We start from the raw sequence: 22,180 nt of genomic DNA on the forward strand, positions 1-22,180 counted from the left end.
CATGATCCGTGCAGCGCTGGCGGCTGCCGCCGAGGCGTCGGATGCCGACGTCCCCGTCGGAGCCGTCGTGTTCGACGCCTCCGGACGTGAGATCGCCCGGGCCTGCAATGCGCGGGAGGCGTCGGGCGACCCCACCGGACACGCTGAAGTGATCGCCCTGCGTCGAGCAGCGGCCGTGCACGGGGACGGCTGGCGACTCGAAGGCTGCACCCTGGCCGTCACCTTGGAACCATGCACGATGTGCGCCGGGGCGCTGGTGCTCGCTCGCGTCGGAGCAGTGGTGTTCGGAGCATGGGAACCCAAGACCGGAGCCGTCGGCTCGCTGTGGGACGTGGTGCGCGACCGTCGACTCACCCATAGACCGCAGGTGCGCGGCGGGGTGTTGGAAGCCGAATGCGCCGAAGTGTTGACCAGGTTCTTCGCTCGCCAGAGATAACGATCCCGTCTCGAGGTGAGAGGTGAGGTGGCCGGGTCCGTCGGTTTTCAGGAGTGTGGAGAGCAGGGGTGCGACGACGCGCTCCAACCTCTGCGAAGGAGAGCACTATGGGAATCGGCGACAAGATCTCGAACAAGACCGAAGACCTCGGCGGCAAGGCAAAGGAAGCCGCTGGTTCGGCCACCGGAGACAAGGACCTCGAAGCAGAGGGCAAGGGCGACCAGACCTCGGCAGCAGTCAAAGACGGCGTCGAGAAGGTCAAGGACGCAGCCTCGAACATCAAGGACAAGCTCACCGGCAACTAGTCGCCGGAGTGGAGCCTGCGGAATGACCGATGGATTCGCGTGCTGAGCAGGCGATTTAGCCTCAGGCCGTCATTCCGGTACAGTCTTCTGCGGTGGCGTGTCCGAGCGGCCTAAGGAGCACGCCTCGAAAGCGTGTGACGGGTAATCCCCGTCCGAGGGTTCAAATCCCTCCGCCACCGCCAAAGCTCCCCACCCGATCCGTCGGGTGGGGAGTTTTTTTGTGTGCGCAGTCTGGGGTGGGGTTCAGCCGCAAACGCGCGCGCATTTGTCAGACGCGTTCGGATTCGCCACCGATCCCGGGTCTATTGCGCGCGCTCCTGGCAAGTGCGCGCGCGTTTGCGGGATGGGCGGGTGGGATCAGTGGGCGGGGGCGGGGTGTGGGTGTGCGGCCGGGTTTAGTTCAGCCGCAAACGCGCGCGCATTCGTCAGACGCGTTCGGATTCGCGACCGATTCGGGGTCTATTTCGCGCGCACCTGGCAAGTGCGCGCGCGTTTGCGGGATCGCAGAGCCCCGGCCCCAACTCCGCGGCAACTCAGGAACTCAGCATTGCCCCGCACCTGCGGCGTCGAGTCCCCGCAGAATTTCGTTCTGATCGCCGGGTGGCACGTCGTTCCAGCTCGGCGCGGTGGTCATTTCGCTGCGCAGACCCTCGACCGATTTCGCGCGATCGGAGATTCCGGTTTGCTCGAGCGCATCGATCGACGGCAGAAACTGTGTACAGGTCTGCTGGTAGAGCGCTTCACCGGTGACGCCGGAGGTTGCGTCGGTCGGAGCTGCAGGCTCGGTAGCGGGCGGTAACTCGGACGCAGGAGCGGGCTCGGGTGAGGGCGCGTCGACCGTGGTGGTCGCGGGGACAGTTGTGGAAGTCGCAGTGGTCGTCGTCGCTGCGGCGACGGTGGTGCTCGACGCTTCCTCGCTCGTCGGGTCGTTGCTGCATCCGGCAATCGAGACGGCCACGATCAGCCCGAGCAATCCGGTCGCGATTTTTCCGTTCATCGCAACTGTGTACCACCCCGGCGGAACCACCGACGTCAGAGCAGGGTCTGCGCACGTCCGGTGATGGTGCTCAGCGCCGTCGACCAGGCGAGGTTCTTCGGGTCGAGGAATGCTCCGTGCCCCGCTCCCGGCAGGACGACGAGCTCGGGGTCGGTGCTGCCCGCCTTCGTCGATGCGTCGATGTAGACGCGGCTCTGGTTCACCGAGACGGTCTGATCGGCGTCACCGTGCAGCGCGGTGAGCGGAACGTCGAGGGGGAGGTATTCGATGGGGGAGGCGATCTTGTAACGTCCGGGCACCTCGTTCGGCATGCCGCCGAGGAAGGCAGGCACGAACTTGTCGCCGCCGATGTCGGCTGCCCGCTTCATGTCGAAGACGCCGGCCATGATGGTGGCGCTGCGTGGTCGGATCTTCGGTTCTGCGCCCGGCGCGTCGACGGGCATGAGGTGTCGAGCCGCGACCCATGCGGCGAGTTGGCCGCCTGCCGAGTGTCCGGCGACGTGGACGCGATCGAGATCGAGGCGACCATCGGCAGCATTCTGGACGACGGTTGCCAGTGCCTCGGTGGCGTCGTCGACGTCGGAGAGGGTGTTGGCCCAATTGTTCGGCCCGCGTCGGTATTCGACGTTCCACACGGCGATGCCTTCGTCGGCGATGGCCGTCGACATCTGCTGGAAGTAGGACAGGTCGAGGTCTTCCTGCCATCCGCCGCCGTGAATCATCACCACCACCGGGAGGGATGTGGCGTTGTTGTCGGGGAGGTACAGGTCGCCGATGTTGTCCGGTTCGTATCCGTAGTTCAGTCGAATGGGATCCCCGGCCGGGCCCGATACCGGTTGCAGCGCAGCCGAATACGTCTCTGCGGTACTCGGTGAGGAGTCGGTGTCGGCCGAGCTGCAGCCGACCAGCGCGACCGCCAGCAGGCCGGAGAGGAAGTGGCGACGATTCACGCGTGCCGATCCGTCCAGTCGAGCAGTTCGGTGAGCGGCCAGGTGTTGATCACGCGCTCCGCGGGGACGCCGCGCTCTTCGGCTCGGATGCAGCCGTAGCCCTGCCAGTCGAGCTGTCCGGGTGCGTGCGCGTCGGTGTCGATGGAGAACAGGCAGTCGCGCTCGAGGGCGATGTCGATCAGTCGCTCCGGGGGATCCTGGCGCTCGGGTCTGGCGTTGATCTCCACTGCGGTGCCGAACTGGCGGCATCCCTCGAACACCACGGGGGCGTCGAACGTCGATTCGGGTCGGGTTCCGCGGCCACCCTCGACGAGCCGTCCGGTGCAGTGACCGAGTACGTCGACATGCGCGTTGGCGATGGCGGTGACCATACGTTTGGTCATGGTCTTGGAGTCGGCCCGCAGGTTCGAGTGCACGCTCGCCACCACCACGTCCAGCTCTGCGAGCAGACCCTCGTCCTGGTCGAGCGATCCGTCGTCGAGAATGTCGACTTCGATTCCGGTGAGGATGCGGAACGGTGCGAGCCGCTCGTTGAGTTCGGCGATGACGTCGAGTTGTGCGCGCAGACGCTCGGCGGTGAGGCCGTTGGCGACCTTGAGGCGTGGGGAATGGTCGGTGAGAGCGCAGTACCGGTGACCGAGCCTCGCGGCGGTGCGCATCATCTCCTCGATGGGGCTGCCGCCGTCGGACCAGTTGGAATGGGTATGCAGATCGCCCTTCAATGCACCGCGAAGTTCGTTGTCTCCGATGGGTTCTGCCGCGTCTCGTTGCTCGCGGAGATAGTCCGGGACGTCCTGAGTCAGTGCCTGGCGAATGATCAGCGAGGTCTTCGCTCCGATGCCGGTCAGCGAGGACCAGCTGTCTGCCTTCTCGTGCTCGGATCGTTGTGCGGGCGTGAGGGATTCGACTACATCTGCGGCCCGACGGTAGGCCTTGACTCGATGGGTGTCCGAGCGGGAGCGTTCGAGCCAGAAGCCGATCTCTCGAAGTGCGTCCACCGGATCCATGCGGTCCATTGTGCCTGGCGGTACCGACATGTGTTCACGGGGTAAACGGACAAAACTCTCAGGGACTTGCCAGGTCGCTCACTCCCCATAGGCTTGAAGCTGCAACTACCATCGGCAGTCATGACCAAGAAATGGTGGATTGTCGGCGCGATCGTCGTTGTCGTAGTGGCGCTCGGACTGTATTTCGGCCCCAAGATCTATGCCTCGTTCGAGGGCGACGACGCACCGGCGGCAACCGTATCGACCTCCGGCGCGCAGGCCGCGACCACACAGGACATCGACGGACGGTGGATCGTCACTCCGGGCGACGCCGCCAATACGACTGCCGCGGGCTACACCGTCGACGAGCTGTTGAACGGGTCCGATGTCACGGTCGTCGGGTCGACGACCGAAGTCGCGGGCAACGTCGTCATAGCCGACAACACGCTCACCGAGGGGCAGGTGGTCGTCATGACCAACTCGATCAGCACCGACAGCGACCGTCGCGACAGTCAGTTCCGCGGCAACATCTTCGACACCGCGACCTATCCGACGGCGACGTTCAACATCGACTCGCCGATCGATCTGTCCGCACTGCCCAAGGACGGCACCACCATGACGGTCACCGCCGAGGGCACGTTGACGCTCAAGGATCAGACACGTCCGGTCTCGGTGGAGATGGAAGTGCTGCAGTCCGGCGACACGCTCATCGCGTCGGGTGCCATTCCGACGACGTGGACCGACTACCAGATCGAGCCGCCGTCACTCGGCTTCGTCACCGTCGATCCGTCCGGGACCATCGATTTCCTGATCAATCTGAATCAGCAGTAGCGGGTTCTCGCGCGGGCTCGGGCGTCCATCCCGGCGGTCCGACGAGATATCCGATGCGTTCCTTCCATGACCGCGATGCCGCAACATCCCGCGCGATGTTGCGGTATTCGTGTGTCTGGAGGGTCCAGATGTTGAATGTGTCGACGGGCTTGGTGAGTCCGTAGTTCGGGCGCTCGACCTCCTCGGCGTAGGTGCCGAACAGGCGGTCCCAGATGATGAGGATGCCGCCGTAGTTCTTGTCGAGATACTGCGGATCGCGGCCGTGATGGACGCGGTGATGCGAGGGCGTGTTGAAGACGTACTCGAACGGACGCGGCAGTCGGTCGATGCGCTCGGTGTGCACCCAGAACTGGTAGACGAGGTTGATCGAGAATCCGACGAACACCATCCACGGCGGCATGCCCAACAGGGGTAGCGGTAGCCACATGATGACCTCGCCGCTGTTGTTCCACTTCTGTCGCAGCGCCGCGGCGAAGTTGAAGTACTCGCTCGAATGGTGCGACTGATGCGTCGCCCAGATGATTCGGGTCCGATGCGCGATGCGGTGATATCCGTAGAACAGCAGGTCGACGCCCAGGATCAGGATCACCCACGTGTACCAGGCGTCGGCCGGAAGATGCCACGGCGCGACGTAGACGTAAATCGCCGTGTAGGCGACGAGGGCGAGCGCCTTCCATGCCGTGGTGGTCGCGATGGACACCAGTCCCATGCTCAGGCTCGAGCGCGCATCCCTGGCGGAATAGCTACCGCGTTCACCGTCCTCGAGCTTCGCGGCCGCGATCCACTCGATCGCCAACAACAGTGCGAACGCGGGAATGGCCAGTGCCACGGGATCGCGCAGCGGTTCGGGGAGTGCATTCCACGCCGAACCGATCCACTCGCTCATCGAAACCTCCTGCGTGACAGTTGGAGGTTGAGTGTAACGCTTTTCTGTTCGGTTTCCCCAGGGCTCGTACCGTGGAAGGCGGCGCACCAATCGGCCGAGAGAGCGGAGTCGGACTTGTTGCAGAAAATCGCGTCCACGATCGGACAGGTGGTCGGGTCGGCGTTGGGTGTCGTCGGTATCCGGGTCGGTACCGAGGAACCGCCGCATACGAGCCGTCGACTGACCGGTGCTGTGGAGATCCGTCGTTACCGACCACGCATCGCGGCACAGACAGTCGTCGACGCCGATGAGGAAGAGGCACGGCAGGAGGGCTTCCGCCGCCTGGCTCGCTACATCTTCGGCGGAAACGGAGGCAAGAAACGGGTCGCGATGACCGCTCCCGTCAGTCAATCGCCGGCAGGGTCGCAGAAGATCGCCATGACTGCGCCGGTATCGAGTACGCCCGGCAGCGACGGGTGGGTTGTCCGTTTCTTCATGCCTGCCGAATGGACGATGGACACGCTGCCCGAGCCCGACGACGACCGCGTGACGTTGACCGAGGTTCCGGCGGAGACGGTCGCTGTACTGCGCTTCAGCGGTGGCCGCGGCCGAGGCGATGTCCAACCGCAGATCGCGGCGTTGACCGAAGCGTTGCGCGCCGAGGGCATCGAGATGCTGGGTGAGCCGATGACCTGGTTCTACGATCCGCCGTGGACCTTGGCGCCGTTGCGTCGTAACGAGGTGGTCGTGGCGGTACCGGACGGTTCCTGACGCGTCGGCGTGTCCCGCACGCGCTCGCTAATTCCCTACTGCGATGGTAGGAATTGAACGTGCACATCACGGCCAAGGCGGACTATGCGGTTCGCACGCTCGTCGAACTCGCTGCCGTCGGTGGGCAGCGGCCCGCGAAGGCCGAGGCACTGGCCATGGCGCAGGGCATCCCGCACAAGTTTCTCGAATCGGTGCTCTCGGATCTGCGTCGCGCAGATCTCGTGTGCAGTAGAAGGGGGCCCGACGGCGGCTATTGGTTGGCGCGGGAGGCGTCGGACATTTCGGTTGCCGATGTGATGAGGGCCGTCGAAGGCCCGTTGGCCTCGGTGCGCGGTCAGCGGCCCGAGGATGCGGAGTATTCCGGTCCGGCCGAGCCGCTCACCCGGGTGTGGCTGGCGGTACGCGTCAATCTGCGTGCGGTGCTCGAGGCGGTGTCGCTGGCGGACATCGTCGACAACGAGCTGCCGGACTTCGTCGGAGAGCTGATCAGCGAGCCGACCGCGTGGGCGCGTCGATGACCTGAGTCACATCCGGTGCCGGCTGTGGCGGGATCGACAAAATTGCACACCACTGCAAACTTGCAGAACAGTGCAAGTTCCGTAGGTTGGTAATCGTGACTTCTCCGACTGGCCTTCGTGATCTGAAGAAGGCGGCCACCCGCGACGCGCTCGGCATGGCTGCCGTGCGTCTGGGCAAGGAGCACGGCATCGACGCGGTTACCGCCGACGCCATCGCGCACGAAGCGGGAGTCTCCACCCGCACGTTCCACAACTACTTCTCCAACAAGGAAGAAGCAGTTCTTCACCACATCGAAGTGTCTGCCCTCGAATGGTTCGAGCTCCTGCGCGCCAGGCCGTCGACCGAACCGATCTGGGACTCGTTGCGGCACATCGCAATCGACCTCGTCGCGGACCCGGGCCGGGATCTCGACGACACCTTCGCGGCAGCGCGGCTGATCGAAGCCAACCCCGCCCTGATGGCCCGCAAGCTCGAGATGCACCAATCGCTGACCCGCAAACTCGGCGAAGCCATCGCCGAGCGAACCGGTACCGACATCGACACCGACCTCTACCCCAACCTGCTCCAGATGGCCGTCGGTGGTGCCGTCACGGCAGCACTGAACATCTGGGTCACCGATTCTGCAGGCGCATCGACGCCGAGGGCCCTCATCGAGGACGCCTTCGACCAACTGCGCGCTGGACTTCCCGAGCCTCAACCGTCCGAACCCAACCGAGGAGCTTGACAGTGGCCACCTATCTCTACCGAATCGGAAGATTCGCGTACCGGCGCAAGGGCGTCGTCCTCGGACTGTGGCTGGCGATTCTGGTGCTCGCCGGAGTGGGCGCAGCGACGCTGTCCGGCCCCACCGCGAACTCGTTCAGCATCCCGGGAACGCCCGCGCAGGCTGCGCTGGATCTACAGTCCGAGCGGTTCGGCTCCGCCGAGGACCCGCTCACCGCCGTCAGCGCCGAGTACGTGTTCCAGGCACCCGACGGGCAGACGCTGGACACTCCGCAATACACCTCGGCAATCGACGCAACCATCGCCGAGATCGAGAAGATCGACGCCGCCAAACCCGCCGAAGGTGCGCAGCCGCTGGCGAATCCGGTTGCGGCCAATCAGTCGATCATCGAGCGATACACCGAGGCGGCAACCGAAGCGGGCACTCCGGCCGACCAGGTGGCCGCCGACGCGGCAGCCACGTCACCGCTGAGCCCCAACGGCAATGTCGGCACGGTCACCGTGCCGATCAACGTCGAACTCGCCGACGTGACCGACCAGATCCGCACCGAGCTCGACGAGGCCGCGCAGCCCGCTCGTGACGCCGGACTGACCGTCCTCCTCGGCGGCACCGTCGCGCAGGAGAACGTCGCGCCCGGTGGTACGTCGGAAATAGTCGGTCTGGCCGTCGCCGCCGTCGTGCTGCTCATCATGTTCGGATCCGCCGCGGCCGCCAGCCTGCCGCTGATCACCGCCATCGTCGGAATCGGTATCTCGAGCCTGGCGATCACCACGGCGTCCGGCTTCGCGAGCCTGTCGTCGTTCACGCCGGTGCTCGCGATCATGATCGGTCTGGCCGTCGCGATCGACTACTCGCTGTTCATCCTCGCGCGTTATCGCCACGAACTGACGTTGACGGACGACCGAGAGGAAGCCGTCGGACGGTCCGTGGGAACCGCGGGCTCGGCTGTGGTGTTCGCCGGTGCCACCGTGCTCATCGCCCTCGTTGCCCTGCGCGTCGTCGGGATTCCGTTCCTCTCCCAGATGGGCCTCGCCGCAGGTTTCGCGGTGTTCATCGCGGTCCTGATCGCACTGACGTTCCTGCCGGCGATGCTCGGCCTCTACAAGGGCAAGGCCTTCGCGGGCAAGATCAAGTTCGTAAACACCACCGACCCGGAAGACCCGAACGCCACGCCGACCAACGGACTTCGCTGGGCCCGATTCCTGGTCAAGAGGCCCGCGCTGGGACTCATCGGCGGCATCGTCCTGCTCGGTGTCATCGCAGGACCCACCACCGGTCTGTCGCTGGCACTGCCGTCCACCGCCACCGCCGACCCGTCGACGCCTGCACGTCAGGCCTACGACGTCGTCGACGAGGGCTTCGGTCCCGGACGCAACGGGCCGCTGCTGGTCATCGCCGACGCTTCCGGCGTGGCCGAGGCCGATCGCACGGCGTCGTTCGGCAAGGTCGTCGAGACCATCACCGGGCAGTCCGACGTCACCAATGCCCAGATCATCGCCGTCAACCAGGCCGGGGACACCGCACAGATCCTTGTCACTCCGTCGTCCTCACCGAACAGTGAGCAGACGAAGAACCTCGTGGCGAATCTGCGCGACGCCGAACCGGGCGTGGTGGCCAGTGACGGCGTCTCCTACGGAGTCACCGGTCAGACGGCACTCGAGCTCGACGTCTCCGAACGATTGCAGGACGCGTTGATCCCGTACCTGGCAGTGGTCGTCGGTCTGGCCTTCGTTCTGCTGATGCTCGTGTTCCGCTCCATCCTGGTGCCGCTGACCGCAACGCTCGGGTTCCTGCTCAGCGTGCTCGCGACCTTCGGTGCCACGGTGTTCATCTTCCAAGAGGGCGGCCTCGGCCTGATCTCCAACCCGCAGCCGATCGTCAGCTTCATGCCGATCTTCCTCATCGGTGTGGTGTTCGGCCTCGCGATGGACTACCAGGTGTTCCTCGTCTCGCGTATGCGTGAGGAATTCGTTCACGGAGCTGCCGCCAAGGATGCCGTCGTCAACGGGTTCAAGTACGGCGCACGCGTGGTCACCTCGGCTGCGGTCATCATGATCTCGGTGTTCGCCGCATTCATCGCCGAGCCGGACTCGTTCATCAAGTCCATCGGATTCGCGCTCGCCGCGGCCGTGTTCTTCGACGCGTTCGTCGTGCGGATGGTGCTGATTCCGTCGGTGATGGCATTGATGGGCGACAAGGCCTGGTGGCTGCCGAAGTGGCTGGACAAGATCCTGCCCAACGTCGACATCGAAGGTGCCAAGCTGAAGACGGCACCGGAGAAGGACGCCCGAGTAACGGTCTGAGCCGGTCGGCCGAAGATTACCCGCAACACTCGAAAAACGGAGAGACTGTTATCCATGTGTACGAGTAATCTTCGGCCATCATGCTGATTCCCCTGCTGCGCACGTATCTGGCTCCGTACAAGATGCCGATCGTCGCGCTGGTTCTGCTGCAATTGGTCGCCACGCTGGCGGCCCTGTTCCTGCCCAGTCTCAACGCCGACATCATCGACAAGGGTGTGACCACCGGCGACACCGGCTACATCCTCTCGGCCGGTGGCGTCATGTTGCTGGTGTCGGCGGTGCAGATCATCAGCTCGGTCGCGGCGGTGTTCATCGGTGCGCGCGCAGCCATGGGTGTCGGACGCGACCTGCGCGGTGCCATCCTGCATCGCGTCGGTACGTTCTCCGCCCGTGAGGTCGGCCAGTTCGGTGCGCCGTCGCTGATCACCCGCAACACCAACGACGTTCAGCAGGTGCAGTTGGTGATCGTCATGGGGTTCACCATCGTGGTGATGGCCCCGATCATGTGCGTCGGCGGCATCGTGATGTCGCTGCGCGAGGATCTCGGGCTGTCCTGGATCCTGCTCATCGCCGTACCGGGTCTGGCCATCTCGATGGGTCTGATCATCGTCAAGATGGTGCCGGCGTTCCGCTCCATGCAGAAGCGCATCGACGCCGTCAATCGCGTTCTGCGTGAACAGATCACCGGCATCCGCGTGGTACGGGCGTTCGTTCGCGAGGACTTCGAGGTCGACCGTTTCGGGGCGGCTAACACCGCGCTCACCGATACCGCCCTTCGCGTCGGACGGCTCATGGCCCTGATGTTCCCGACGGTCATGCTCATCAGCAACGTCACCAGCGTCGCCGTCATCTGGTTCGGCGGCCACGCGATCGACGACGGCACGATGCAGATCGGCTCTCTCACAGCACTTCTGAGCTACATCATGCTGATCCTCATGTCGGTGATGATGGCGTCGTTCATCGCGATGATGGTGCCCCGTGCGTCGGTGTGCGCCGATCGCATCAGCGAGGTACTCGCCACCGAATCCTCGGTCGTGCTGCCCGACAAGCCGAAGACGTTCGCGTCCTCGCCGGGAACGGTCGAGCTCGTCAACGCCGAATTCTCCTTTCCCGGAGCCGAATATCCGGTGCTGTGCGGGGTGAACCTGCGGGCCGAGGCCGGCAAGGTCACCGCCATCATCGGCGGTACCGGCTCGGGAAAGTCCACTCTCGTCAACCTGATTCCGCGACTGATCGACGTCACCGGCGGTGAGGTACGCGTCGGCGGAGTCGATATCCGTGAACTCGATCTGGACCTGCTGCGCTCGGAGATCGGTCTGATTCCGCAGAAGCCGTACCTGTTCTCGGGCACCATCGCGAGCAACCTGCGTTACGGCAAATCCGACGCCACCGACGCCGAACTGTGGGAGGCACTCGAGATCGCCCAGGGTGCCGACTTCGTTCGGGCCATGCCCGAGGGACTGGAAACACCCGTCGCCCAGGGCGGTACGACGGTATCCGGCGGTCAGCGGCAACGCCTCGCCATCGCCCGCGCGCTGGTCCGCAAACCCAGCATCTATCTGTTCGACGACTCGTTCTCCGCGCTGGACCTCACCACCGACGCCAATCTGCGTGCGGCGCTGAAGGCAGTGACGCGAGATGCGTGCATGATCGTTGTCGCTCAACGCGTCTCGACCATCATCGACGCCGATCAGATACTCGTACTCGACGACGGAAAGCCGGTAGGTGTGGGTACCCACGACCAATTGATGGCCGATTGCCCCACCTACGCCGAGATCGTCGACTCGCAGCACGCGGTGGGTGCACTGTGACCGCGCAGGTGGAGAAGGCGGAAGAGGAGGACGTCGCTCCCGTCTCCAAGACTGTGAAGCCGGGAACCAAGGCCCGCAACTTCAAGGGCTCGTTCAAACGACTGATCGGCCTGCTCGCTCCCGAGCGAGTGCTCCTGTCGATCATGCTGGCGTTCGGTATCGCCAGCACCGTGCTCACCGTCGCCGCGCCCAGCGTCCTCGGACACGCGACCGACCTCATCTTCAACGGCGTGGTCGGCCGCGAGCTCGATCCGGGTCAGACCAGAGACCAGGCCATCGACCAGCTGCGCGCCCAAGGCAACGACTCCATCGCGGATCTGGTGTCCGGCACGAACCTGACTCCCGGAGCCGGAATCGACTTCGGTGCAGTCGGAACCGTTTTGATGTGGGTCCTGGTTCTGTATGTGCTCTCTGCGGTGCTGGCCTGGGCGCAGGGATACATCCTCAACATCGCGCTGCAGCGTCGAATCCTGTTGCTGCGCGGCAGTGTCGAAGCCAAGGTACATCGACTGCCGCTGAAGTACTTCGACAACAATGCTCGCGGCGAGACGCTGAGCCGCGTCACCAACGACATCGACAACGTCTCGACCAGCCTGCAGCAGACGCTGAGCCAATTGATCACCGGCATCCTCACCGTCCTGGGCATCCTCGGCGTCATGATCTGGATCTCGCCGTTGCTCGCTCTCGTTGCGGTGCTGACCATTCCGGCGTCGTTCGCGGTCACCGCCGTCATCGCCAAGCGTTCACAGCCGCACTTCGTCGCGCAGTGGAAGCACACCGGCAAGCTCAACGCGCAGATCGAAGAGACCTACACGGGCCACGAGATCGTCAAGGCCTTCGGCCGTCAGGCCGACGTGGAACGCGAATTCGGCGACCGCAACGAGAAGCTGTTCCAATCGAGCTTCCGGGCGCAGTTCATCTCCGGCATGATCATGCCCGTCATCATGTTCCTCGGGAACATCAACTACGTGGTCATCGCCGTCGTCGGCGGGCTGCGGGTGGCGTCGGGCACGCTCACGCTCGGTGAGGTGCAGGCGTTCATCCAGTACTCGCGTCAATTCACGCAACCGCTCACCCAGGTGGGTTCGATGGTCAACCTGGTGCAGTCGGGTGTGGCGTCCGCCGAGCGCATCTTCGAGGTGCTCGACGCCGAGGAAGAGGACGCGGACCCGGCCGATGCCGTGCGACCCACTCAGCGCCGAGGACGCGTCGAATTCGAGAACGTCTCGTTCGGCTACTCGCCCGACCGCCCGCTGATCGAGAACCTGTCGCTGGTTGCCGATCCCGGGCATCTGGTCGCGATCGTCGGACCGACCGGTGCTGGCAAGACCACGCTGGTGAACCTGATCATGCGGTTCTACGAGATCGACTCCGGCCGTATCACCCTCGACGGCGTCGACACCATGAAGATGACCCGCGAAGAATTGCGAGCCCGTACCGGAATGGTGCTGCAGGACACCTGGCTGTTCGGCGGAACCATTCGCGACAACATCGCCTACGGCGACCCGAGTGCCAGCGAAGAAGAAATCCTCGAGGCCGCGCGGGTGAGCTACGTCGACCGATTCGTGCACTCGTTGCCCGACGGCTACGACACGATCATCGACGAGGAAGGCAACAACGTCAGCGCCGGTGAGAAGCAGCTCATCACCATTGCCCGCGCCTTCCTGGCCAAGCCGCTGATCCTCATCCTCGACGAGGCCACGAGCTCCGTCGACACCCGCACCGAACTGCTGGTGCAGAAGGCCACCGCGAAGCTGCGCACCGATCGCACCAGTTTCGTTATCGCGCATCGGCTTTCGACCATCCGTGACGCGGACACCATCGTGGTGATGGAGAACGGCAGCATCGTCGAGCAGGGCAATCACGAGGAACTGCTCGCGGCCAGGGGTGCCTACTTCCGCCTCAATGCGGCTGGAGCGGCTGCGCCGCAGGTGCACGGAAGTTCGTAGCAGGCTACGAATTTCCACTCACAAGCCGCGGAGCGGCATACTGACGCGGTGAGTTCCTCCAGTTTCGGCTTCGATATCGGCACCCGGCTCGACGGTGAGCTCGGTCGTACCGGCACCATCCACACTCCGCACGGTGACATCGCCACCCCCGCGTTCATCGCGGTGGGTACCAAGGCGACCGTCAAAGCAGTGCTGCCGGAAGCGATGAAGGAACTCGGCGCGCAGGCGGTGCTCGCCAATGCGTACCACCTGTATCTGCAGCCGGGCTCGGACATCGTCGACGAGGCGGGTGGGCTGGGCAAGTTCATGAACTGGGACGGGCCGACATTCACCGACAGCGGCGGATTCCAGGTGATGTCGCTCGGCGTCGGCTTCAAGAAGGTCATCTCGATGGACGCCTCGCGGGTGGAGTCCGACGACGTCATCGCCGAGGGCAAGGAACGCCTCGCACACGTCGACGACGACGGGGTGACGTTCAAGTCCCACCTCGACGGCTCCAAGCATCGCTTCACCCCCGAGGTCTCGATGCAGATTCAGCATCGCCTCGGTGCCGACATCATGTTCGCATTCGACGAACTGACGACGCTGATGAATACCCGCGGCTACCAGGAGAAGTCGGTCGATCGGACGCAGGCGTGGGCCGAGCGGTGCGTCCTCGAACACGAACGGCTCACGGTCGAGCGCGCCGACAAGCCGTACCAGGCCCTGTTCGGGGTGGTCCAGGGCGCGCAATACGAGGATCTGCGACGCAAGGCTGCACACGATCTCGAGACCATCACCGGAGAGACCGGCAGAGGATTCGACGGCTACGGCATCGGCGGCGCACTCGAGAAGCAGAACCTCGGCACCATCACTCGGTGGGTCAACGAGGAACTGCCCGAGCACAAGCCGCGGCACATGCTCGGCATCAGCGAGCCGGACGACTTCTTCACCGCCATCGAGAACGGTGCCGACACCTTCGATTGCGTCAATCCCTCACGGGTGGCGCGCAATGCGGCGATCTACGTGCCGACGGGCCGCTTCAACATCAACACCGCCAAGCATCGACGCGACTTCACCCCGATCGACGACAGCTGCGACTGCTACACCTGCGCGCACTACACCAAGGCGTACATCCATCACCTGTTCAAGGCCAAGGAGATGCTCGCCTCGACGCTGTGCACCATCCACAACGAGCGCTTCACGGTCAGACTGGTCGACGACATTCGCGCCTCGATCGAGCAGGGGCGCTTCGCCGAATTCAGGACGGAGTTTCTGGGTCGGTTCTATGCTGCGAAGACTGCGTGAGCTGATCTTCCAGCTCCGAAATACGCTGTAGCAGTTCCTGTTCCCGCTCGACTGCCTTGCGCTGGTAGACCTCGGACAGCTCCGCGAGGTAATTCGCGTCGTAGCGGGGAATGATGCTGCGGGTGCAGTTCCAGTCGAAGGCCTCGACGTCGATGACGACGCTGCGTTCGCACGTGGCGGCGACGGTCGTGTCGCCGATCCTTCTCAGTCGGGCCAACAGTTCGGGATCGTCCGCCGCTTCGACGGTACGGGCCCGCCCGTAGAGCTTGAGACGTTGCCGCAGAGGGTAATTCACCAGAAACAGTGCGACGCGGTCATCGTGGTCGAGATTGGCCGCCGTGACGTACTGGTGGTTTCCGGCGAAGTCGGCAAAGCCGAGCGTGTGATCGTCGAGTACCTGCAGAAAGCCCTTCGGTCCACTTCGATACTGGATGTAGGGCCACCCGGTCTCGGCGACGGTGGCGATCTGGAACTGATCCAACGCGCGAATCATGGCCTTCTCGCGAGTGTCGAGAGGCGTCGGGCCGTCGTCGGGACGCTCGGTCTGCGAGCCGTAGGCGGTGTAGCTGCCGTCGACCTTCTGCCGCGCAATCGCGGCAGGGCCGAACATCAAGTGGTGATAGTGGTTGCTTTGCGGCATCTCACGGTGTCCTGGGATCGGTCAGTTCGGTCTGCATGGTGTCGACGAGCTCGCCGACGAAGCTCTCGAACTCCGCGAGCATGTCGGGTGGGTACCGGGCCATCATCGTGTCGAGACGGTTACCCAGGGGGCCGAAGAACTCGTCGGCCATCTCGTGCACGCTGGACCCACTTCGTAGTGTCACGGTACGTCGATCGGTGCCCTCTCGTGTGCGCCGGACGTGTCCGGCCCGTTCGAGTCGGTCTATCAGTGTCGAGGTGGCCCCTGAGGTGAGTTGTACTCGCTCTGCCAGTCGAGACGGGGACAACGGGACGCCGCGTTCTTCGGCGTAGACGATCTCCATCAGCGCTTCTCCGTCGGTGGGATGCAGTCCGGACCACTGGGCGAACCGTCGGCTGAATTGATTGAAGGCGGATCCGTACGTTCGCAGCGCCTCCATCAGGCGGGTTCGTTGTTCGGCAATGTCGGACCGATCGTCGCTCATCGAATCGCCTCGCTTCTGCTGCATGGTGCCCCGCGTGCACGGAGCTGCGTTGACAATCTACCGATCCTCGATATAACTTCACCATAAAGTAACTTTACTGTGGAGGTAGTTCGATGACGATGTCACCTTCGTTGCGCCGTTGGCTCGGTCTGATCGCTATCGCGCTCGGTGTCGCGCTCATCGTCGTCGACACCACGATCGTCAACGTGATCGTGCCCTCGATCATCGACGATCTCGGTGTCGATTCCGCTCAGGCGCAATGGATTCAGGAGTCCTACGCCATCGTCTTCGCCGCGCTGCTCCTGCTGGTCGGCCGCATCTCCGACATCGTGGGTGCACGAAGAGTCTTCGTGACAGGCGTCGTTGTCTTCGGAATCTCGAGTCTGTTGGCCGGTGTCGCCACCAGTGGCGAGTTGTTGATCGGAGCCAGGTTTCTCCAAGGTGTGGGTGGCGCGCTGATCTTGCCGACGTCGTTGGCGCTACTGAATGCGACGTTCACCGGTAAGGCCCGTGGGCAGGCGTTTGCGGTGTGGGGCTCGACAATCGGGGCTGCGTCGGCCCTCGGCCCACTCCTCGGTGGATGGCTTGCAGAACACGCATCGTGGCGTTGGGCATTCGGCATCAACATCCCCCTCGTCGCCCTCATTCTCGTCGCTTCGCTGTTGTTCATCGATCGGTCACCGCGTGGATCCGGACGAATCGACTCACTCGGTGCGGTGCTGTCGATCGCCGGACTCGGACTGTTGGCGTTTGGGCTCATCGAAGGGCGCACATACGGCTGGATTGTGTCCACGGAGCCATTCGAGTTGTTCGGGGCGACCTGGGGCGTGGGCGTCTCCGTGGTGTTCGTGTCGTTGGCACTGTCCGTATTGTCGTTGGCGGCCTTCGTTGTTCGACAACGAGCCCTCAGCCGCGGTGCTGATGCGAACAAGGCCTTGATGGACACCCGCCTGTTCTCCATCGCTTCGTTCCGCGGTGGCAATATTGCGACACTGCTGATCGGGCTGGGTGAGTTCGGAATCATCGCCGTACTACCGTTGTGGCTGCAATTCACGTTGGGATACAGCGCAGTCCAGGCCGGTGCCATGCTCGTTCCCATCGCGATCGGCAGCTTCGTCGCCAGCGGGGCGAGTTTCGGCCTCGCAGCCTCGCTTTCGCCGTTGAACCTGGTTCGGATCGGGCTGGGCCTCGAGGTGGTCGGGCTTGCCGGGCTGGGGTTTGTCGCGGCGGTGGACAGTCCGTGGTGGCACATCGCGATCGTGTTGTTCTTCTATGGAATCGGTGTCGGATTCGCAACTGCTCAGGTTACGAACGTCGTTCTCGACGACGTGCCAACCGCCAGTGCCGGTCAGGGATCCGGAATTCAGAGTGCCTTCCGGCAACTGGGTTCCGCCCTGGGCATCGCGGTGCTGACGACGACCTTCTTCACCACTCTCGGCTCGCAGGTACGTGACTCGCTCACGGGAGTTCCGGATGCCGAGATGCTGGCGCGGTCGATCACCGACAGTGCAGGCGGAGCTATCGCCGGATTTGCGAGCCTCCCCGAAACGGAGTTCGTCGCCGACGCCGCGCGTGACGCTATGACGCACGGGGTCAACCTGGGAGGGTTCATCGCGGCCGGCTTCGTCGCGTTCGGACTGCTTGCCACCGCTCTGATTCCGAACCGACCAGCGCAGTCGGTTCCGCGGAGCGACGCGCACGAGGATGTCGCAGCATGACGGCGTCGGGTGGCGACGAACAGGATGAGGATCGGGAAAGCATTCGTCCGGCGACGTTTCTGGACATGTTCGTTGCACTGGATGCAGCCCTCCGCAACCCCGACGAGAACGGGATCGAACGCAAGACTCGCTGAGCGTGGTACTACTGAATGTGTAGTACTTCATGATGCTTGGGGGGACCACCATGTTCGACGACCTGCCGCTGACTTCGTCGCAGGCCGACATCTGGCTGGCCCAGCAGTTCATGCCCGACGTGCCGTTCGCCATTGCGTACTACGTCGACATCGTCGGCACCGTGAACGTCGACACCCTGGCTGCCAGCGGCAGCACGGCGCATCGAGAATTCTCCTCGTCGACGATGCGAATCGCCGAGGTGGACGGCATTCCGGTGCAACGATTCGTGGACGCGGATACCGAGGCGGTGGAGATTCTCGACCTCCGTGAACACGAACGTCCGGAAGAAGCAGCCCGACAGTGGATGAACGACGACTGCCGAACGCCCTTCTCGATGGACGGACAGCTGGTGCGCTTGCGGGTTCTGCGCGTCGGGGACGACCGTGTGTTCTGGTACACCCGAGCCCACCACATCGCGCTCGACGGTTATGCGTCGATGAAGGTGCTCGAGCGGGCGGCGACGCTGTACTCGGCAATGCTCGGTGGCGTCCAGCCCGAGCCGATCGATGCCACTTCACCGGCCGAGCTCCTGGCCGAGGACGAGCGCTACCGAACGTCCACCCGCGCGCGACGCGATCGGGCGCATTGGGCGTCCGCCGATCTGGGCTATGGCGCGCCATGGGGGCGAAGTGCCCAGCCTGCATCGGAGCCGATCGTCGTCGGCGAGGATCGATCGATCTCTCGGACCGCTTCGGGTCGTGCGACGTCGACGGTGGTGATCGCCGCGTTCGCCGCGTACCTGGCGCGTATGAACGACGCCGACGACGTGGATCTGTCGTTGCCTGTCTCTGCGCGGCCGACAGCACTGCTGCGCCGGGCCGGGTCGTCGTTGTCGCATATGGTGCCGTTGCGGTTGCCGGGCGTCGGATCGGCGACGGTGAACAACGTGGTCAAGTCGGCCGAGGTGGCGATCGGAGCCGTACTTCGGCATCAGCGCAGCCGACCACCGGTGTCCGAGAGTGGACATGCAGTGCGCGCAGGGCGTTTCGGGCCGACGATCAACGTGATGATGTTCGCGAACACTGTGGCCGTCGGCGACTTCGACGGTGAGATCGACATTCTGACCACCGGCCCGGTGTCGGACCTCGCCGTCAACATCTATCCCGGTCGAGGTGGAGAGCGGCCACGCATCGCCTTCGAGGCCAACTCGAACGTCTACACACCGAGTGACCTCGCTCGCCGCCACGAACGGTTCCTGCGTTTCCTCGACCTTTTCGCCGACTCCGGCTGCGGGGACACGGCGGTGGCGGACCTGGATCTGTTCTTGCCGGAGGAGCCGCGTGCGACACCCGCGTCGGTCGGAGCCGCCTCGGCGGAGCCGGGATCGCTGAACGACGTGTTCTCGACGGTAATCACGCAGCACGGCAACCGAATTGCGATCCAGGATGGGGAGGTGTCGGTCACCTACGCAGAGTTGGACACGAGAGTCGCCGCACTCGCATCCGCATTGACTGCCCGAGGAATCGGCACCGAGGACCGGGTCGCCGTGCGCATCGGCCGATCCGTCGAGGGGGTCGTCGCGTTCTGGGCGATCGCACGTGTGGGTGCGGTGTACGTCCCGGTAGACCCCGGCCACCCCCGCGAGCGAGCGGAGTTCGTGATGCGAGACAGCGGAGCGGTGTTGGGCCTGTGCAGCGGAGGCGGCCAGTTCGGTGAGGTGGAGTGGTTGGACCTCGATGATGTTCTCGCGGAGAGTGGTCCGGGCGATGAATCCACGCCGACGGCACCGCACCGAGCGGCATACGTCATCTACACCTCCGGCTCCACCGGCACTCCCAAGGGCGTCGTCGTCACCCACGATGGCATCGCCGCTCTGGTGCAACAGATTCGGAGCAGCTACGACCTCGACGTCGAGTCACGAGTCTGTCATCTGGCCTCGCCCGGATTCGACACGGCCATCGTCGAGGTGTTGGCCGCAGCGACCGCAGGCGCGGCAGTGGTGATCGCGCCGCCGGACAGCTACGGCGGCGCAGAACTGTCGGAACTGATTGCTCGGCAGGCAATTACACATCTGCTGATCACACCCTCCGCGCTGGCGACGTTGGATCCCGCAGCACTGGCGGGCGTCGGGACCATCGTCATCGGCGGTGAAGCGGCCCCGCAGGATACGGTCGACCGCTGGTCGGTGGATCGACGACTGTTCAACGCGTACGGCCCCACCGAGACGACCTGCAGTGTCACCATGACGGTGCCACTGAACCCGGGCAGCGCGTACGGGATCGGTCGAGCCATGGTGGGGGCGGTGATTCACCTCCTCGATCGAACTCTGCGGCCCGTTCCGCCGGGTGCGGTCGGCGAGATCTACATCGAGACCCTCGGCGTCGCGCGCGGATATCTCGGTCGCACGCCGGATACAGCGGCGCGCTTCGTCGCGAACCCGTTCGGCAGTGCAGGACTGCGGATGTTCCGCAGCGGATATCGGGCGCGTCTGCGCGGCGACGGGACGCTGGAATTCCTCGGCCGCTCCGACGATCAGATCAAGATTCGAGGAAATCGCGTCGAACTGGGGGAGATCGACGCAGCGCTACGATCGCTTCCCGAGGTTGCTGCAGCGTCGTCGGCGCTGCGACGCAGCCGTACCGGGGACGCCCGTATCGACGGTTACGTCGTGGCCGGCCGCAGCGAACAGGTGCTCGACACCGAACGCATTCGTCGGGATCTCGCGGGGCGATTGCCTGCCCACATGGTGCCGGCGACCATCTCGATCCTCGACGAGATTCCGCTGACGCTCAATCGCAAGGTCGATCGCGGCGCACTCCCTGTTCCCAGCCCGACCGCTCGGTCGACCGGTACTCCGATCGAGCCGTCCGGTGCCACCGAGGAAATGGTGGCGGCAGCGTTCGCACGGATCCTCGGCCGCGACGGTATCGATTGCGCGGCATCGTTCTTCGATCTCGGAGGTGACTCGTTGGCGGCGACCAGAGTCGTCGGATCGGTGCGGGCCGAGGCTTCGGTCGAGATCGGTGTGCGAGACCTCGCCGAGGCCCCGTCCGTTCGGGCGCTGGCGGCTCGGATCGATGCTCGTCGACTCCGTGGGCTGCAGCAGGATTCGCGACCGGAGGCGGGAACGTCCGGCGGCGTCGCGGCCATCCCGCTCGCGCCGCAGCAGCGGCATATCGATCGGAGCGCGCCGCTACCGCTGTACAACCTGCCGTTCTCGGTCACGATCTCCGGTCGGTTCCACGGCGAGGTGGCCGTGGAGGCGTTGACCGACCTGATCGGTCGGCACAGCACGCTGCGTACGCGCTATCCGGATGTCGATGGATCCCCGGCTCAGGTGGTCGAGCCCAATTGCGCTGTGGCGGAGGTGAACCTCGACGTTGTCGACTTCGACGACGCCGCAATGTGGGACACCCTCGAGAGACCGTTCGATGTGCGCACCGAGTTCCCGATCCGGGCTCGCCTGTTCGCGGTTGCGCCCGACCGCCATGTACTCGCGTGCGCCGTTCACCACAGTGCGGCGGACGGTTGGTCGCTGGGGCTGTTGGCGTCGGATTTCGTCCTGGCGTATCACGCCAGGATCGCGGGCACCGCACCGTCGTGGCCCGAACTACCGCTGCAGTACGCCGATTACAGCGTCTGGGCCGCCGACCGCGACGTGTCGGCCGATCTCGACTTCTGGCGCACGGAACTGGCAGACATGCCCAGCTCGAGAGGCTTGCCGTTGGACCGACCGCGCAGGCAGGAATGGGACTTCACCGGCTCCCGCACGTCGCTTCGTTTCGACGCAGACGCCACCGAGAGAATGTCGGATCTGGCGCAACGTTGCGGGACAGGCCGATTCACCGTGCTTCGTGCGGCGCTGTTGATCTTGCTCGCAGAGACGACGAAATCGACCGACCTCGTCGTCGGAACCCCGGTGGCCGGCCGTGACGACCCGAGACTCGAGCAGCTGGTCGGTACCTTCACCAATAGCGTTGCGATACGGACGGACATCGGGTCCGCGACGAGCGTCGAGGACGTCGTGCAGTCGGCTCGGGCCAGTGAACTGCGTGCCTTCGACCACGCATCGGTACCGTTCGAGGACGTCGTCGCCCACCTCGGTGCCCAGTCGACGGAGGCGCGGCACCCGATCTTCCAGGTGGCGCTGTCGTTGGATGTCTTCACCGCCGCAGCCTTCGACGTCGGGGACGTGCGATTCGAGATCACGCCGCGGCCCCTCGACATCGCCAAGTGCGACCTTCACTTCCACGTCACCGAACATCGAGACAGTGAAGGTGAGGCTATCGAGACTTCGGTCGATATCGTCTATCCCACAACACTGTTCGACGCTGATACCGCGCTGGAGCTGAGCCGGTGTTTCGAGCGGATCGTGCACGCGATGATCGCAGCTCCGGACTCGGCGTGGCGGGATCTGCTCGCGATCGAACCGCCGACGTAGTTACTACACGGTGTGTAGCATGTGCGGTGCGTGAGGTGCACCCGACTTC

Annotated in this window: 19 protein-coding genes and 1 tRNA gene; 14 read left to right on the forward strand and 6 right to left on the reverse strand. The window is 64.5% G+C overall.

Annotated elements, in window-relative coordinates; all coding sequences use genetic code 11:
* Nucleotide 1: 1 nt before the first annotated feature.
* The 3 genes from NY08_RS19600 to NY08_RS19610 all read left to right on the forward strand — a co-directional run bounded on the left by NY08_RS19600 (nt 2) and on the right by NY08_RS19610 (nt 923).
* Entirely contained in the window at nt 2-436 is a 435-nt protein-coding gene (locus tag NY08_RS19600) for a nucleoside deaminase (protein WP_045198239.1), read from the forward strand.
* A 107-nt stretch (nt 437-543) separates the two neighbouring features.
* Nucleotides 544-741 (forward strand): CsbD family protein, encoded by a 198-nt coding sequence (locus NY08_RS19605; RefSeq protein ID WP_032395366.1) that lies wholly within the window; start codon nt 544-546, stop codon nt 739-741.
* 91 nt (nt 742-832) lie between these two features.
* Nucleotides 833-923 (forward strand) — tRNA-Ser (locus NY08_RS19610).
* A gap of 359 nt (nt 924-1,282) precedes the next feature.
* Here NY08_RS19610 and NY08_RS19615 read toward each other — a convergent pair.
* Genes NY08_RS19615 through NY08_RS19625 form a run of 3 tightly spaced genes read right to left on the reverse strand, consistent with a single transcriptional unit; the run spans nt 1,283 to nt 3,695 of the window.
* Nucleotides 1,283-1,738: a hypothetical protein gene (locus tag NY08_RS19615; RefSeq protein WP_045198242.1), complete on the reverse strand. Its 456-nt coding sequence runs from the start codon at nt 1,736-1,738 to the stop codon at nt 1,283-1,285.
* 35 nt (nt 1,739-1,773) lie between these two features.
* The gene (locus NY08_RS19620; RefSeq protein WP_045198244.1) at nt 1,774-2,688 is read right to left on the reverse strand and encodes an alpha/beta hydrolase family protein; all 915 of its coding nucleotides are present in this window, start codon (nt 2,686-2,688) and stop codon (nt 1,774-1,776) included.
* The gene (locus tag NY08_RS19625; protein ID WP_045200817.1) at nt 2,685-3,695 is read right to left on the reverse strand and encodes a PHP domain-containing protein; all 1,011 of its coding nucleotides are present in this window, start codon (nt 3,693-3,695) and stop codon (nt 2,685-2,687) included. Before NY08_RS19625 ends, NY08_RS19620 begins: the two co-directional genes overlap by 4 nt.
* Before the next feature lie 120 nt (nt 3,696-3,815).
* Between NY08_RS19625 and NY08_RS19630 the strand changes: the two genes are divergently transcribed.
* Entirely contained in the window at nt 3,816-4,505 is a 690-nt protein-coding gene (locus tag NY08_RS19630; RefSeq protein ID WP_032395347.1) for a YceI family protein, read from the forward strand.
* On the opposite strand, the gene NY08_RS19635 is transcribed toward NY08_RS19630, so the two are convergent.
* Nucleotides 4,486-5,391: a sterol desaturase family protein gene (locus NY08_RS19635; RefSeq protein ID WP_045198246.1), complete on the reverse strand. Its 906-nt coding sequence runs from the start codon at nt 5,389-5,391 to the stop codon at nt 4,486-4,488. The genes NY08_RS19630 and NY08_RS19635 overlap by 20 nt on opposite strands.
* Before the next feature lie 114 nt (nt 5,392-5,505).
* On the opposite strand from NY08_RS19635, the gene NY08_RS19640 reads away from it, so the two are divergent.
* The 7 genes from NY08_RS19640 (at nt 5,506) to tgt (ending at nt 14,734) form a co-directional block, all read left to right on the forward strand.
* A complete protein-coding gene (locus NY08_RS19640; RefSeq protein WP_045198248.1) occupies nt 5,506-6,141 on the forward strand; it encodes an SOUL family heme-binding protein in 636 nt (211 codons plus the stop codon).
* Nucleotides 6,142-6,200: 59 nt separating this feature from the next.
* The gene (locus NY08_RS19645) at nt 6,201-6,659 is read left to right on the forward strand and encodes an RrF2 family transcriptional regulator (RefSeq protein WP_032395344.1); all 459 of its coding nucleotides are present in this window, start codon (nt 6,201-6,203) and stop codon (nt 6,657-6,659) included.
* Between the two features lie 86 nt (nt 6,660-6,745).
* Nucleotides 6,746-7,384 carry a TetR/AcrR family transcriptional regulator gene (locus tag NY08_RS19650; protein ID WP_094632062.1) on the forward strand — a complete coding sequence of 213 codons (639 nt, stop codon included), beginning with the start codon at nt 6,746-6,748 and terminating at the stop codon, nt 7,382-7,384.
* A 2-nt stretch (nt 7,385-7,386) separates the two neighbouring features.
* Complete coding sequence (locus tag NY08_RS19655; RefSeq protein ID WP_045198250.1) at nt 7,387-9,687, forward strand: MMPL family transporter; 2,301 nt, start codon at nt 7,387-7,389, stop codon at nt 9,685-9,687.
* Between the two features lie 80 nt (nt 9,688-9,767).
* Complete coding sequence (locus NY08_RS19660; protein WP_045198252.1) at nt 9,768-11,498, forward strand: ABC transporter ATP-binding protein; 1,731 nt, start codon at nt 9,768-9,770, stop codon at nt 11,496-11,498.
* A gap of 8 nt (nt 11,499-11,506) precedes the next feature.
* Nucleotides 11,507-13,447, forward strand: coding sequence for an ABC transporter ATP-binding protein (locus tag NY08_RS19665; protein WP_045200818.1), 1,941 nt, complete (start codon nt 11,507-11,509; stop codon nt 13,445-13,447).
* Nucleotides 13,448-13,495: 48 nt separating this feature from the next.
* Nucleotides 13,496-14,734 (forward strand): tRNA guanosine(34) transglycosylase Tgt, encoded by a 1,239-nt coding sequence (gene tgt, locus NY08_RS19670; protein ID WP_045198254.1) that lies wholly within the window; start codon nt 13,496-13,498, stop codon nt 14,732-14,734.
* Here the strand turns inward: tgt and NY08_RS19675 are convergent.
* Both NY08_RS19675 and NY08_RS19680 read right to left on the reverse strand, forming a co-directional pair.
* Entirely contained in the window at nt 14,688-15,374 is a 687-nt protein-coding gene (locus NY08_RS19675) for a pyridoxamine 5'-phosphate oxidase family protein (protein ID WP_045198256.1), read from the reverse strand. The genes tgt and NY08_RS19675 overlap by 47 nt on opposite strands.
* Nucleotide 15,375: 1 nt before the next feature.
* On the reverse strand, nt 15,376-15,858 hold the full coding sequence (locus NY08_RS19680) for a MarR family winged helix-turn-helix transcriptional regulator (RefSeq protein WP_032395585.1): 483 nt from the start codon (nt 15,856-15,858) through the stop codon (nt 15,376-15,378).
* Between the two features lie 113 nt (nt 15,859-15,971).
* Between NY08_RS19680 and NY08_RS19685 the strand changes: the two genes are divergently transcribed.
* From NY08_RS19685 to NY08_RS19690, 3 genes are read left to right on the forward strand one after another with little or no spacing between them, the layout of a single operon-like run.
* Nucleotides 15,972-17,576 carry a DHA2 family efflux MFS transporter permease subunit gene (locus NY08_RS19685; RefSeq protein WP_045198258.1) on the forward strand — a complete coding sequence of 535 codons (1,605 nt, stop codon included), beginning with the start codon at nt 15,972-15,974 and terminating at the stop codon, nt 17,574-17,576.
* On the forward strand, nt 17,573-17,710 hold the full coding sequence (locus NY08_RS26135; RefSeq protein ID WP_158462601.1) for a hypothetical protein: 138 nt from the start codon (nt 17,573-17,575) through the stop codon (nt 17,708-17,710). Before NY08_RS19685 ends, NY08_RS26135 begins: the two co-directional genes overlap by 4 nt.
* Before the next feature lie 50 nt (nt 17,711-17,760).
* Entirely contained in the window at nt 17,761-22,131 is a 4,371-nt protein-coding gene (locus tag NY08_RS19690) for a non-ribosomal peptide synthetase (protein ID WP_045198260.1), read from the forward strand.
* The last annotated feature ends 49 nt before the right edge of the window (nt 22,132-22,180 follow it).

Source organism: Rhodococcus sp. B7740 (assembly GCF_000954115.1).
Taxonomy (GTDB): domain Bacteria; phylum Actinomycetota; class Actinomycetes; order Mycobacteriales; family Mycobacteriaceae; genus Rhodococcoides.